General features: G+C 65.0%; 12 protein-coding genes. 3 read left to right on the top strand and 9 right to left on the bottom strand.

Annotation, left to right across the window (positions count from 1 at the left end; translation table 11 throughout):
* The 6 genes from ACQRA4_RS00005 to recA form a co-directional block, all read right to left on the bottom strand.
* On the bottom strand, positions 1 to 450 hold a 450-nt coding region (locus ACQRA4_RS00005; protein WP_427821304.1), incomplete at its 3' end, for an AsnC family transcriptional regulator.
* A gap of 100 nt (positions 451 to 550) precedes the next feature.
* Positions 551 to 1,687: a heme b synthase gene (gene ahbD / locus ACQRA4_RS00010; RefSeq protein WP_427821025.1), complete on the bottom strand. Its 1,137-nt coding sequence runs from the start codon at positions 1,685 to 1,687 to the stop codon at positions 551 to 553.
* Positions 1,687 to 2,676, bottom strand: a complete 990-nt coding sequence (gene hemB / locus ACQRA4_RS00015; protein ID WP_427821026.1) for a porphobilinogen synthase — start codon at positions 2,674 to 2,676, stop codon at positions 1,687 to 1,689. The genes ahbD and hemB overlap by 1 nt, the downstream gene beginning before the upstream one ends.
* Before the next feature lie 134 nt (positions 2,677 to 2,810).
* Positions 2,811 to 3,992: a 12,18-didecarboxysiroheme deacetylase gene (gene ahbC, locus ACQRA4_RS00020; protein WP_427821027.1), complete on the bottom strand. Its 1,182-nt coding sequence runs from the start codon at positions 3,990 to 3,992 to the stop codon at positions 2,811 to 2,813.
* An 11-nt stretch (positions 3,993 to 4,003) separates the two neighbouring features.
* On the bottom strand, positions 4,004 to 6,682 hold the full coding sequence (gene alaS, locus ACQRA4_RS00025; protein WP_427821028.1) for an alanine--tRNA ligase: 2,679 nt from the start codon (positions 6,680 to 6,682) through the stop codon (positions 4,004 to 4,006).
* 86 nt (positions 6,683 to 6,768) lie between these two features.
* The gene (recA, locus tag ACQRA4_RS00030) at positions 6,769 to 7,857 is read right to left on the bottom strand and encodes a recombinase RecA (protein WP_427821029.1); all 1,089 of its coding nucleotides are present in this window, start codon (positions 7,855 to 7,857) and stop codon (positions 6,769 to 6,771) included.
* A gap of 369 nt (positions 7,858 to 8,226) precedes the next feature.
* Between recA and ACQRA4_RS00035 the strand changes: the two genes are divergently transcribed.
* The 3 genes from ACQRA4_RS00035 (at position 8,227) to ACQRA4_RS00045 (ending at position 11,727) form a co-directional block, all read left to right on the top strand.
* On the top strand, positions 8,227 to 9,321 hold the full coding sequence (locus tag ACQRA4_RS00035; protein WP_427821030.1) for a tRNA(5-methylaminomethyl-2-thiouridylate) methyltransferase: 1,095 nt from the start codon (positions 8,227 to 8,229) through the stop codon (positions 9,319 to 9,321).
* A gap of 254 nt (positions 9,322 to 9,575) precedes the next feature.
* Entirely contained in the window at positions 9,576 to 9,938 is a 363-nt protein-coding gene (gene dksA / locus ACQRA4_RS00040) for an RNA polymerase-binding protein DksA (RefSeq protein ID WP_427821031.1), read from the top strand.
* Positions 9,939 to 10,143: 205 nt separating this feature from the next.
* On the top strand, positions 10,144 to 11,727 hold the full coding sequence (locus ACQRA4_RS00045) for an NFACT RNA binding domain-containing protein (protein ID WP_427821305.1): 1,584 nt from the start codon (positions 10,144 to 10,146) through the stop codon (positions 11,725 to 11,727).
* A 58-nt stretch (positions 11,728 to 11,785) separates the two neighbouring features.
* On the opposite strand, the gene ACQRA4_RS00050 is transcribed toward ACQRA4_RS00045, so the two are convergent.
* From ACQRA4_RS00050 to ACQRA4_RS00060, 3 genes are all read right to left on the bottom strand, one after another.
* The gene (locus tag ACQRA4_RS00050; RefSeq protein WP_427821032.1) at positions 11,786 to 12,250 is read right to left on the bottom strand and encodes a YbaK/EbsC family protein; all 465 of its coding nucleotides are present in this window, start codon (positions 12,248 to 12,250) and stop codon (positions 11,786 to 11,788) included.
* 31 nt (positions 12,251 to 12,281) lie between these two features.
* The gene (locus ACQRA4_RS00055; protein ID WP_427821033.1) at positions 12,282 to 12,710 is read right to left on the bottom strand and encodes a DMT family transporter; all 429 of its coding nucleotides are present in this window, start codon (positions 12,708 to 12,710) and stop codon (positions 12,282 to 12,284) included.
* 267 nt (positions 12,711 to 12,977) lie between these two features.
* Complete coding sequence (locus ACQRA4_RS00060) at positions 12,978 to 13,931, bottom strand: carbohydrate kinase family protein (RefSeq protein ID WP_427821034.1); 954 nt, start codon at positions 13,929 to 13,931, stop codon at positions 12,978 to 12,980.
* Between the last annotated feature and the right edge of the window lie 5 nt (positions 13,932 to 13,936).

A 13,936-nucleotide genomic window follows, 5' to 3' on the forward strand; every position in this document is an offset into this window, starting at 1 on the left:
CTCGTCGCCCATGCGGAAATCCACGCGAATCTTGAACAGCTTTGTGGCGGGCAGGTTGAGAATGGCCACGCCGGTGCGCGCGCTGATGTCGTCCAGCACGGCCTGGGCCTCCTCCCGCGAGGGGCTGATCAGGGTGAACCAGACGTTGTAACTGTGCTCGCGCAGATAGTTGTGCGTCACGCCGGGCCGGGCGTTGACCTCGGCAATGAAGGCGTCCAGCTTGTCGTCGGGCGCCTTGGCCGCGCAGAGCGTGGATACGAAACCCAGCTTGGAGGACTGAAAATTGGCCCCCAGGCGGCGGATGATCCCGCGGCCGCGCAAGGCCCGCACCCGCTCCAGCGCTTCCGCTTCGGAGATGCCCAGGCGTTGGCCCAGCTCGGCGTACGGTCTGGGCGTCAGGGGAAAGTCCGTCTGAATGATGTCCAGCAGCCGTCTGTCCAGACTGTCCATGCGATTGTCCGTCGGAGAAAGCGCCGCGGCCTCTCCGCGTGTGCGGGCCTGTTTGCTCATAGTGCGGTCCTGCGCGCTGTCCGCCGGTCTGCCGCCGGGTTCAGCGCGTCTTCATTTTCGCGGGCTGATAGGTGCACAGCGGCTCCGGCCCCATGTGATCCCCGTTCATGCTCTGGGCGCGGGCCCGGCAGCCGCCGCAGACATTGTGAAATTCGCACGCGCCGCACTTGCCCTTGTAACAGGACTGGTCGCGGAACTGGCGAAAGTATTCGCTGTCACGCCAGATTTCCGGGAAGGGCGTCTCGCGCACATTGCCGCAATCAAGCTCCAGATAGCCGCAGGGCTGCACCTGACCCGTATGGCTGATGAAGCAGAAGCCCGTGCCGCCCAGGCATCCCCTGGTCAGGGCGTCCATGCCGAACGTTTCCGGCGTGACGCGCAGGCCCTCCGCATGCGCGCGCTGACGCATGATCCGGTAATAGTGCGGCGCGCAGGTGGCCTTGAGGTGCATGTTCGTGCCCTTGCGGAAATCATAGAGCCAGTGCAGCACATCCTCATACTCCCGCGCGGTGATGACCTGATCCGCCAGACCCGAGGCCCTGCCCATGGGCACCAGCAGAAAGATATGCCAGGCCGCCGCGCCGATGCGTTCGCAAAGTTCGAAGATTTTCTTGAAACTGCCCAGGTTGTTGCGCGTCACCGTGGTGTTGATCTGAAAGGGCACGCCCGCCTCCTTGAGATAGCCGATGCCGCGCATGCTGGCCTCAAAAGCGCCGGGCACGCCCCGAAAGGCGTCATGGCTTTGCGCGTCGGCCCCGTCAATGGAGATGGAGCAGCGCTCCACCCCGGCTTTCCTGATAAGCCGGGCGTTTTCCGGCGTAATCAGGGTGCCGTTGGGCGAAAAGGCGCAGGTCAGCCCCCGGGCGTGGGCATAGGCCACCAGCTCATAGACGTCCGGCCGCATCATGGGGTCGCCGCCGGTGAATATGATGATGGGCCTGCCCACCCGGGGGAAGGTGTCGATAAGCGCCTTGGCCTCGGCGGTGGACAATTCGCCGGGATAGGGTTCGGGATGGGCCTCGGCCCGGCAGTGCTTGCAGGCCAGATTGCACGAGCGGGTCACTTCCCAGGCGATGAGGCGGCAGATGGGGCTGCCGTCTTCCAGCGTCCGGGGCCCGCGGGCCGCGTCGCCCGGATGCCCCGCCGGACGGCCAGAATGTTGCTCTTGCCCGTGCATCAGCGCGCCAGCCTTTGCCGCAGAATTTCCTCGGCGAAATAGGTGATGAGCATGTCCGCGCCCGCGCGCTTGAGGCCCAGCAGGCTTTCCAGCATAACGGCGCGTTCGTCGATCCAGCCGTTACGCCCCGCCGCGCGGATCATGGCGTATTCGCCGCTGACCTGATAGGCGCAGAGCGGCACGTCCACATGCTCGCGCACCAGACGGATAATGTCGCTGTACGGGCCGGCGGGCTTGACGATGAGCGCGTCCGCGCCCTCGGCGACATCCGCGCGAGCTTCGATCAGGGCTTCGCGGGCGTTGCCGGGGTCCATCTGATAGGATTTGCGGTCTCCGCTGGCCGGGGCGGATTCCGCCGCGTCGCGAAAGGGGCCGTAATAGGCCGAGGCGTACTTCACGGCGTAGGACATGATGGGCAGCTCTTTCAGGCCGCCTTCGTCCAGTGCCGCGCGAATGGCCGCCACCCGCCCGTCCATCATGTCCGAGGGGGCCACCATGTCCGCGCCGGCCGCCGCGTGGCTGACGGCTGTTCTGGCCAGCAGGGGCAGGGTGGGGTCATTGAGCACCGCGCCGTCGGGCGTCAGCACGCCGCAGTGGCCGTGACTCATGTATTCGCAAAGACAGACGTCGGTAATAACGACAAGGCCGGGCCAGCGGCGCTTGAGACGGCGCACGGCCGTCTGCACGATGCCGTCCTCGGCGTAGGCGGCGCTGGCCTTTTCGTCCTTCCGGGCGGGGACGCCGAAAAGCAGCGCCGCCGTCAGGCCCGTATCCACGGCCTTTTCCACCTGCCGTTCCAGTTCATCCGGCGAAAGCTGATACTGACCGGGCATGGAGGCCACTTCTTTGCGAAAAGAATGGTCTTCGGTCTCCACCACAAAGTAGGGCATGATCAGGTCTTCCGCCAGCAGGGGGGAGGTTTCGCGCGCCAGGGCGCGAAGTTCCGGGGTCCAGCGCAGCCGCCGGCCGCGATGAAATGCCGTAGTCATAGTCACTTCCTTGCATGCCTGATCCGTCCGAACCGGACATGCCGCTTATGGTTGCCGCTCTGGCGCAAACCCGCCGATAGCCGCAAGCGCCTTCCGCAAGGAAGGCCGCCGCGGTCGAACCGCATGGCAGCGTCTTACAGCCCTATCTCTTCATCCGTGAGATAACAGGCCGGATCCTGCGCCCACACGTCGCCGTAAAAAGCCTCGGCCCTGGCCCGGAAGTTGCCGCCGCAGATGTTCAGGAAGCGGCATCGGGCGCAGCGACCGCCCACATGGGCTTTCTTGTTCTTGAGCTTGTGCAGCAGCTCGATGGACGAATCGTCCCATATCTGCGAGAAGGGTCGCTCCTGCACATTGCCGAAGACGTGCTCGCGCCAGAACTGGTCGGCGTGCACCTTGCCGTCCCAGGAAATGCAGCCGATGCCCCGGCCCGAATTGTTGCCCTCATTGTACTGCAAAAGTTCAAAGACTTCCTCGGCCCGTTTGGGGTCTTCGCGCTTCAGGCGCATCCAGACATAGGGGCCGTCGGCGTGGTTGTCCACGGTGAGGATTTCCTTGGGATGGCCCGCGTCGAACAGGGCGCGGGTTTCATCCATGATCAGGTCAAGCACGGCGCGGGTTTCGGCGTGGTCCAGGTCTTCCCTGATCAGCTCCGATCCCCGGCCCGAGTAAACCAGGTGGTAGAAACAGGCGCGCGGCACTTCCAGCTCTCTGAGCAGACGGAAGATGCCCGGAATTTCCGCCACGTTGCGCTTGTTGATGGTGAAGCGCAGGCCCACCTTGAGCCCCTCGGCCTGGCAGTTGGCAATGCCCTGCAGGGCTTTTTTGAACGCGCCGGGCACACAGCGGAAATGGTCATGCACCTCCTCCATGCCGTCCAGCGAAATGCCCACATAAGACAGGCCGACGGCCTTGAGCTCACGCGCCTTCTGCGGCGTGATCAGAGTGCCGTTGGTGGAGATGACCGCGCGCATGCCCTTGCCGGTGGCGTGGCTGGCCAGCTCCACCAGATCCCCGCGCACCAGGGGTTCCCCGCCGGAGAAAAGCATCACCGGCGCGCCAAAGGCCGCCAGATCGTCGATCATGGCTTTGGCCTGCGCGGTATTGATGTCGTCCGTGCCGCCCACTTCCACGGCATGGGCGTAGCAGTGCACGCACTTCAGGTTGCAGCGCCGGGTCATGTTCCAGACCACGACCGGCTTTTTGTCCCTGGAAAATTGCAGCAGATGCGAGGGCAGTTTGCCGGATTCACGGCCATAGCGCAGCGCGTCCGAGGGTTCCACCTGCCCGCAGTACAACTTTGAAATGCCTATCATCAGGAAAATCCTTATTTTTCGATCAGGTTTTTCAGCACGGCAAAGGCTTCGTCCAGTCCTTCGGGCCTGGCGCCTCCGGCCTGGGCCATGTCAGGGCGACCGCCGCCCGCGCCGCCGCAGGGCGCGGCCACCTGCCTGATCAGGGCCGGAGCCGTGAAACGACCGTGCAAGTCTTTGGAAACATAGAGCAACAGGCCCACCTTGCCTTCTTCCACCGTGGCCAGGCAGGCCACGCCCGCGCTGGAGAGGCGTGAGCGCACATCATCCATGATTTCGCGCAAAGCCTTGACAGGCACGTTATCCAGCCGCGCGGCCAGCAGGCGCACGCCGTTGACGTTCTCGGCCTGGCGCAGCAGGTCCGCGCCCGTGGCGGGAGCGGCCGAAGCCTTTTCCGAAGCCTTGCGCATTTTTTTGACTTCCGCCTGCAGGGCACTCACACGCTCAACCAGCCCACCGGGCCGGGCCTTGAGCATGCCGGCCAGCGCCGCCGCCTCGGCGCGTCGCTCCACGGCCAGACTGTACGCATTCCAGCCGGTGACAGCCTCAATGCGGCGAACGCCCGCGGCCACGCCGCTTTCGGCCACAATCAGAAACGACCCGGCCTGGCCGGTGCGGCTGAGGTGCGTGCCGCCGCAAAGCTCTACGGATTCGGGGCTTTCGCCGTCGCGCCCCACGCTCAGCACGCGCACGGTTTCGCCGTATTTCTCGCCAAACAGGGCCATAGCCCCCCCGGCCAGGGCCTGTTCACGCGGCATCTCGCGCGCCGTCACCGGCAGGTCGGCCAGAATGACGCGGTTCACGTCACGTTCCACGGCGGCCAGTTCTTCAGGCGTCAGGGCCGCAATATGCGAAAAGTCAAAGCGCAGGCGCTGTCCGTCCACCAGAGAACCGGCCTGCTTGACGTGGCCGCCCAGGGCGCGGCGCAGGGCCGCGTGCAGCAGATGGGTGCAGGTATGGTTGCGGGCCGTGGCCTGGCGGCTGTCAGCATCCACCCTGAGGGTCGCCTCCTGTCCCGTATGCAGTTCGCCGCGCAGGACTTTGATTTCGTGCACAATGAGATCCTGCGAGGGTTTGCTGGCGGTCAGCACTTCCGCCTGACCCGAAACGGAAGAAAGCAGGCCCGTGTCGCCCGCCTGACCGCCGGATTCGCCGTAAAACGGCGTTTTTTCCGTCACGGCGAAGCCCGTCTGGCCTTCGCCCAAATGATCCACGGGCGCGCCCCCGGCGTCCAGCAACGCCGTAAGCGGACTTGCGGTTGCAAGACTTTCGTAGCCCACAAAGACGCTGCGCAGACCGTCAGCGGCCAGTTTTTTGAAAGCCGCGTCGCCCTGTTTCGCATCCCCGCCCAGTAGGCCGCCCTTTTTCTGGTGCTCGCGGGCGCGCTCGCGCTGCTCGCGCATGTGCGCCTCAAAGCCCGGCGCATCCGCCGTAAAGCCGCGCTTGCCCGCCACATCCGTGACAATATCCAGGGGAAAACCGTAGGTGTCATACAGCTTGAAGCAGAAGGCGCCGGGGATGACCCTCTGCCCGGCGGCCTCCAGACGCCGCAATTCCTCATCCAGCAGGTGCAGGCCCTTTTCCAGCGTCAGGGAGAAGCGCTGCTCTTCCTCGAACACCGCGCGGTCGATAAAGTCCGCGTTTTGCGGCAGGTCCGGGTAGGCGTCGCCCATGATCTCCGTGACCTTGCGGGCCACCTTGTGCATGAAGGGCTCATGCACGCCCATGAGCGTGGCAAAGCGCAGCGCCCGGCGGATCAGGCGGCGCAACACATAGCCCCTGTTCTCGTTGGAGGGCAGCACGCCCTCGGCGATGAGAAAGGCGGCGGAACGGCTGTGGTCGGCGATGACGCGCAGGGCCGTGTCCACGTCGTTGGCGTCCGGCGCGCTGAAACTGTAGGTTACGCCCGCCAGCCGGGCCGCGTACTGGATGATCTCCTGAAAAAGATCGCAGTCAAAGTTGGAGCGCTTGCCCTGGCAGACCGCGGCAATGCGCTCCAGCCCCATGCCGGTGTCGATATTGGGCGCGGCCAGCGGGGCGCGACCGCCGTCGGCGGTCTGGTCGAACTGGGTGAACACCAGGTTCCAGATTTCCAGAAAGCGGTCGCAGTCGCATCGGCCAATGCCGCAATCCGGCCCGCAGGCCATGTCTTCGCCCTGGTCGATGTAGATTTCGGAGCAGGGGCCGCAGGGGCCGGTGTCGCCCATTGTCCAGAAATTGTCCTTCTCGCCCATGCGGACGATGCGCGCTTCGTCCAGACCGGCCACTTCCTTCCAGATGGCGGCGGCTTCGTCGTCTTCGCGGAAAACCGTGACCCACAGTTTTTCTCTGGGCAGTCGCAGTTCCTCGGTGACGAATCGCCAGGCCCAAGTGATGGCCTCGCGCTTGAAATAGTCGCCAAAGGAGAAATTGCCCAGCATTTCAAAAAAGGTGTGGTGGCGCGCGGTGCGGCCCACATTTTCCAGGTCGTTGTGCTTGCCGGAAACCCGCAGGCATTTCTGACAGGACGCCGCGCGGGTATAGGCGCGCCTCTCTTCCCCCAGAAAGAGCTTTTTGAACTGAACCATGCCCGCGTTGGCAAAGAGCAGGCTGGGATCATTGGGCGGAATCAGCGGCCCGGACGGCACGACTTCGTGCCCGTGGCGCAGAAAAAAATCCAGATAACGACGGCGGATTTCTTGGGCAGTCAGCATACGGACTCCGTGGCGGGGCTGCCCGGCCCAAACTGCGGAGGCCGGGGAAAGAATTATGGCCGGAGGGAAGCCCCCGGCCCGGACGACTACTCGTATTCCGGCGCGTCCGGCGGGGGAGCCCCCGCGTCCAGCTCTTCGGGACTCGGCGCAAATTCCTTGGGGTGCATGCCAAGAAAGTCAATGACCCTGGCCTCAATCTGATTGCGCAGATCCGGGTTTTCATCCAGAAGGGCGCGCACCTTTTCCCGGCCCTGACCCAGCTTTTCGGAACCAAAGGCGAACCAGGAGCCGCTCTGCTCGATGATTTTGGCCTCAATGCCCAGATCCAGCAGCTCGCCGGAGCGGGAAATGCCCTGCCCGTAGAGAATGTCGAAAATGGCGCTGCGGAACGGCGGGGCCACCTTGTTTTTGACCACCTTGACCTTGGTGCGCGAGCCGAAAGACTCTTCCTTGTCCTTGAGGGTCTGGATGCGGCGAATGTCCATGCGCACCGAAGAGTAGAACTTGAGCGCGTTGCCGCCGGTGGTGGTTTCCGGGCTGCCATAGCCCTGCACGCCGATCTTCATGCGAATCTGGTTGATGAAGATGACCGAGGTGCGCGATTTGTGGATGGTGCCGGTGAGGCGGCGCATGGCGTGCGACATGAGCCGGGCATGGCCGCCCACCTGGGTTTCGCCCAGGTCGCCCTCCAGTTCGGCCTGGGGAATCAGGGCCGCCACCGAGTCGATGACCACCAGGTCCACCGCGCCGGAACGCACCAGCATGTCCGCGATGTCCAGGGCCTGCTCGCCGTAGTCCGGCTGGGAAATGAGCAGGTCGTCGGTGTTCACGCCCAGACGCTTGGCATAGGCCACATCCAGGGCGTGCTCTGCGTCCACAAAGGCGCAGGTGCCGCCCTGTTTCTGGCATTCGGCGATGATGTGCAGGGTAAGCGTGGTCTTGCCCGACGATTCGGGGCCGAAAATTTCGGTAATGCGCCCGCGCGGGATGCCGCCCACGCCCAAGGCCAGGTCCAGACCGATGGACCCGGTGGGAATCACGGGAATATTGACATGGGCCTCGTCTGACAACTTCATCACCGCGCCCTTGCCGTATTTGCGCTCAATGGTGCCCAGCGCGGTGTTCAGGGCTTCGAGGCGGGCGTCTTCAGGGCTCAGGGCCGGTTTTTTGGCCATAATTGTCACTGCTCCGGGTAAAGGATATTCAAGCGCACTATCTTAGCAAAGGGAGCGGCGCAAGGCAAATGCCCCGTCCGCCGGCGACGCGTTACCCCATCTTGCGAAACCGCTGGTTTATTCTGCGAATAAATCGGCTCCATGCCCAAAAAGGCAAAAGTCTCTTTGGGAAAGGCGCGTCAAGTCGTTCATTTAACGGGAAAAGCAAATTTTCCCTATTCACGACTTGCGGGCGGCCTTGCGGAGCAAGGCCGCGGGAAACGCTTTAATCAGCGTTTCCTTAACAGGGATAATCATCAACAGGCAAAACAGGGCTTTTCCCCGCAAAAGTCTTGCGCTGGGGCGCGCCCATCGCGTACAAGGCTCGGCATGACTGCTTCTACCCCCGATGTGATTGTGCTTTTTTCCGGCGGTCTGGACAGCATCCTGGCCGCCAAGGTGCTGGAAGAGCAGGGCCTGAGGGTGCGCTGCCTGCACTGCGTCTCGCCCTTTTTCGGCGACGCGGCCGCCCCGCCTCGCTGGCGGCGGCTGTACGGTCTGGATGTCGTCAGCCTGGACGTCAGCGCGGACTTCGCCGCCCTGCTGCGCCGCCGGCCCGATTACGGCTTCGGCAAGGTCATGAACCCCTGCGTGGACTGCAAGATTCTGCTGCTGCGACACGCCCGCCTGCATATGGAAAGCGTGGGCGCCCGCCTGTTGGCCACGGGCGAGGTGCTGGGCCAGCGCCCCATGTCCCAGCGGCGCGACACCCTGCACCTGATCCCCCGTGACGCGGGCGTGACCGGCCTGCTGCTGCGCCCGCTTTGCGCGCGCCTGCTTCCCCCCATCCCCGCCGAGGAAGGCGGGCTGGTGAACCGCTCGCGCCTGCTGGGCATTTCCGGGCGCGGGCGCGGCGAGCAGCTTGCCCTTGCCGCGCGCTTCGGCCTTAAGGAAATTCCCACTCCCGGCGGCGGCTGTCGCCTGACCGAACGGGAAAACGCCCGACGCTACTGGCCCGTGCTGACCCGCCGCGCCGAAGACGCGGAGGCGCTTGCGCGGGATTTCGCCCTGGCCAATCTGGGGCGGCAGTTCTGGCGGCGTCTGGACGGACGCCATTACTGGCTTGCCGTGGGCCGCAACAATGCGGACAACAAACGCCTGGCCGCCGCGGCCGCGCCGGAGGACGCCCTGATCAGCCTGACCGGCCTGCCCGGCCCTCTGGGCCTGGCGCGCGCTGGCGCGACCTGGCCGCGCGCCCTACTGGAAGAAGCCGCCGCCCTGACCGCCTCTTACGCGCCCAAGGCCGTGGCCGCCGGCGGCCTGACCGCCCTGCGCGCGACCTGGCGTTGCGGCGGCCTGGATATGACCGCGCCGCCGCAACGCGCGGACACGCTCTGGCTTGAGCCTTCCTGGGAGGATGCGCGGGCCGAAATACGGGAGGAAGCCCGCCTTCGGCGGGAAGCGCAAAGCCGTTCCGGCATCTGAACCGCCAGACCGGGACGCGCCTTGCGCGACCTTTCCCCCAAAAAGGGGAAGCGTTTTTTCTGACAGTTTTTGAAATTTTGATTTTTATCTGACAGAGTTATATACGCATTCCCGGCAAACGAAGATGCGCCTCCGAAAGGGCTGTCGCTTTACAAATACGTTTTTTACCGCTATATATTCCTATTGCTACCTGAAAAAAGTCTACACGTTGAACCGACGCCGCATACGCGACGCACGGTCCGAACGGAGGATATATGGATCACAGCGATATTGAATTTTTCCGCAAGCTTCTCTCCGACATGCTGGAAGAAGCCCAGCAAAAGGGTGACAACACCATCGAGGAACTGACCGACAGCAATGAAATTTTTGCCGACCCGGCCGACCGGGCCACGGCGGAATCCGACCGCGCGTTCACCCTGCGCATCCGCGACCGCGAGCGCCGTCTGATCCGCAAAATTCAGGCCGCCTTGCAGCGTATTGATGACGGCGTCTACGGCATCTGCGAGGAATGCGGCGAAGAAATCAGCATCCCCCGCCTCAAGGCCCGCCCGGTAACGCGCCTGTGCATCAACTGCAAGGCCAGGCAGGAAGAGGATGAACATTTGCGCGGCGACTAGCCGTGCGGCCCTGTCCGCCGTCAGGGGCCTTGCGCGCCCTCGCCGTCGGCCTTCAGCCCTTGGCGGCAAAAAACTTTCCGCGCCTTGCCGAGTCGGGCGCATTCCCTCTCCCGCCCCACAGGCGGGATTTTTCATGGCGCATGGCGGGCGCAAAAGCGGGCGACCGCTGTTGCCGCCGGGCCTGTTCCCCGTTACTCTCATCCGCATGGACGCCCATCTTTTCCGTCGCTTCTGCGACACGCTGCTCCCTCTGCTTACCGGCGCGCGCCTGGAAAAACTCCAGGAACCCGCGCCGGACATGCTGACCCTGACCTTCTACGGCGCGGGCCGCAAGCGACAGCTCTGTCTGCGCTTCGGTCGCAAAGAGCCCTTCTGTTTTCTGACCGAAAACCGGATCAGCGCGGGCCACACGCCCACAGCCCGGCTCATGCGCCTGCGCAAATACGCGTCGGGCCGGCGTGTAGCCGCCTGCGTGGCGCAGTACTGGCGGCGGCGGCTCTGGCTGCTGCCGGGCGGGCCGGTTCCCGTCGAGCCGGGGGGCATGCTGACCTGGCTCTTGCTGGATATGCGCGAGGGGCCGTCCCTGCATTTTCTGGATGCCCAGGCCGGGCCGGAAGCGGAAGACGAGCGCTGGCCCATGCCCGCCGAACTGGCGCGGGCCCGCCGCGACTGGCGGCAGTGGCCCGTGCTCACGCCCGCCCTGCGCCGCAGCCTGGAACATCTGGAGGAGCCTGAGCAATGGGCCTTGCTGGAAGACCTGCGCGCGGGCGGAGGGGATGTTTTTGCATACCGGGCCGCGTCCGGCATACGCGCCGTCTCGGCCTGGCCCCTGCCCCAGGCCCTGCGCGGCGAACTGCGGGAGGAAAGCGGGCCGGACGTTCTTTCCCTGCTGGAGCGGGCCGGGCAAAGCCTGGTGCTGGAACGTCTGGCCAGAGATCAGGCCGCGAAGGCAAACCTGCCTCTGGCCCGGCGCGGGCGCAAGCTGAAACGCCTGCTGGACAAATTGCGGGAGGAGGAAAGCCGGCTGGAGGGCATGCGCGCCGCCCGGGCCGACGCCCTGGCCCTGCGGGAAAATCTCTGGCGCTGGCCGCCGGAGCTGCGCGCGCCCGCCGTCAGCGTGCCGGAGGGCCCCCACGGCCCGGCGCGGGAAATCAGGCTGGACCCGCGCCATACCGTGCGCGAAGTCATGGAACGCCTTTTTCATACGGTTCGCCGTGGTCGGCGCGGTTTGGAACATCTGGCCCTGCGCCGCGCGGCTCTGGAGGCCGAGGCCGCCAGCCTGGCGCGCGCCCCTCAGGCCGGCGTGACGGAAAGCGCGACCGCTCGCGCGCAAGACGCGGCGGCTCCCTGCTTGCGGGAGGCCCCCGCCTCGGCTGGCTTCGCCCTGCCCGGCGACCTGCCCAAAAATGTGCAGCTTTTCATCAGTGATGACGGCTTCGTCCTGCTGCGCGGGCGCGACGCCAGGGGCAATCTGGCGGCGCGCAAGCTGGCCGCGCCCCATGACATCTGGCTGCACGCCGACAACGGACCAGGCTCGCATGTGATTATTCGCCGGGCCCACGGCGGCCAGACCGTGCCGGAGCGTACGCTGGATCAGGCGGGCGGGCTGGCCGCCTGCAAAAGCTGGCAGCGCGACGCGGCCAGGGCGCGCATCCTCTATGCCGAGGTGCGCCATGTCAAGACCATGCGCAACGCGCCGGCGGGCACGGTGCGGGTGGACAAGGTTTTTGCCTCACGCGAAGCGCCTGTGGATCACGAACTGGAAAGCAGACTGCTGCCCGACGCGTAGCGCCTCTCCGCCACGGCGCGCGATCCTGCCGGGGCGACGTTCTTTCGCGCGGCGGGCGTCATTCCGTCTTGCAGACGTCCACCCAGACGCCGCCCGTCACCCGCTCCAGATCCGCCAGTGATATCTCCACCGCGTTGTTGGGCGCGCCCGCGGCCGGATATACCGGGTCAAAACGCTTCAGGCTGGCATCCAGGTACACGGGCACGCCCTCCGGCAGCGCGAAGGGGCAGACCCCGCCCATGGGATGCCCCACCAGCCTTTCCACATCCTCGGCCCCGATGAAATGGGCCTTGTGGTGAAAAACATCCTTGAACTTGCGGTTGTCCAGCCGGGCCACGCCCATCACCACCAGCACCAGCGGGCCATCCCTGCCCAGCAGGGAAAGGCTCTTGGCGATGCGCCCAGGCTCGCAGCCGACGGCCCGCGCCGCCAGCTCCACCGTGGCGCTGGAAACCTCGAACTGACGGTAGGCCGCGCCCAGACCGCGCCGCTCCAGAAATTGCCGCACCGCGTCCACCCGCATGCGTTCCTCCTCCACAATGTCCGGCGCGCGCTCAACGGCGGAATATCAGCAACAGGCCGGCCAGCACCAGGGCGAAACCCGCCAGCCGACGCCCGCCGAAGGGCGTCACCGGCAGACCGAACCAGCCGAAATTGTCGATGATCGCCGCCATGACCAGATTGCCGAAAATCATGGCCAGCACCGTGGCCAGCGCGCCGATGCGCGGTACGGCAATAATGGTGTTGAGCACCATGACCGCGCCCAGAATGCCGCCGATCCACTGCCAGGGCGGCGTTTCCAGCACGCGCGACAACTGGCCGCGCCCGAAAAAAAGAACAGCCAGAGCCAGAAAGAACATGCCCACCGCAAAAGAAATCAGGCTGCTCTCCAGCACGCCCACCGTGCGGCTCAGGGCCGCGTTGATGGGCGACTGCATGGCGATCATGCAGCCGGCCAGCAGCATCAGCAGAACATACAGCATAGCGTTCCGTCCTTCAGGGCGTATTGCCTTCGGGATTGCACAGCTTCAAAAAACGGGCGCGCCCGGTTCGGGGCAGCCCCGGAAAAGCCCGTTTTTGACGGAGAATCGTGGCGGAACACAACCAGCAATACCCCTGACCAACAGCGCATTAACAGGCTCTGACCCCAGCGTCTAATTGCAAAAGCGGGCGCTGCAAAATCCGTAAGGATTTTGCGAGGCGTAGCCGCCGTGAGTGAGCGAAAAAACACGCTTTTTCGCAATCAGGCACTAGGGAAGCAGGCCCTCCGGCAACGGCCCGAACGCGGCCTCATAACGCTCCCGGAAGCGGGCCGGAGTATAGACATGTTCCTGCGTGCCCATTTTTTCCAGGGCGAAGCTGGCGCTTACCGAACCCAGCCTGGCGGCCTCCGGCATGGACAGGCCATGCGTGAGCCCTTTGAGCAGGCCGGCGCGGTGGGCGTCGCCCGCTCCGGTGGGATCCGTCACAGTGGCGGGCTGCACCGGCGGAATGCGCGCTTCCGTGCCGTCGGCCCCACGCACCAGCGCGCCTTCCGCGCCCAGGGTGGTCACCAGCCAGAGCGTGCGGCCCAGCAGTTCGTCCTCGCTCTTGCCCGTGGCCTTGCAAATCATGTTCAGCTCATAGTCGTTGGTGATGCAGGCCAGCGAGCCCTCAATGGCCGCCAGCAGATCCTGGCCGGAAAGCACGGGCAACTGCTGGCCGGGGTCGTAGATATAGGGTATGCCCTTCTCTTTGTAGAAGGCGGGCAGGCGGCGCATGTCCTCCACATTGCCGGGCGAGACGATGGCCATGTCATGTTCCGGGTCAAGTTCGGGGAACACGTACTCGGCGGGCAGGGCCATGGCGCCGGGGTAAAAGCCGGTGATCTGGTTGCTGTTCATATCCGTGGTGATGTAGCAGAGGCCGGTAAAGATGTCCGCGTCGCGCCGGATGCCGTCAAGCGGCAGGCCCAGTTTGCCCAGGGCCTCGGCATAGGGCGCGAAGTCGCGCCCGGCGGCGGCCACAATGACCGGCTTTTCGCCAAGCAGCGCCAGAGAGTAGGCGATGTTTCCCGCGCAGCCGCCGCGCCGCTCGTCCATGCCGTCCACCATGAAGCTGACATTGAGCATGTGCAGCTTGTCCATCATGATATGATCCTGAAAATTGCCGGGAAAGGTCATGATGCGGTCAAAGGCCAGGGAACCGGAAACGTAGATGGACATGTTCA

This window comes from Desulfovibrio sp. SGI.169, from assembly GCF_050313595.1.
GTDB lineage: Bacteria > Desulfobacterota > Desulfovibrionia > Desulfovibrionales > Desulfovibrionaceae > Desulfovibrio.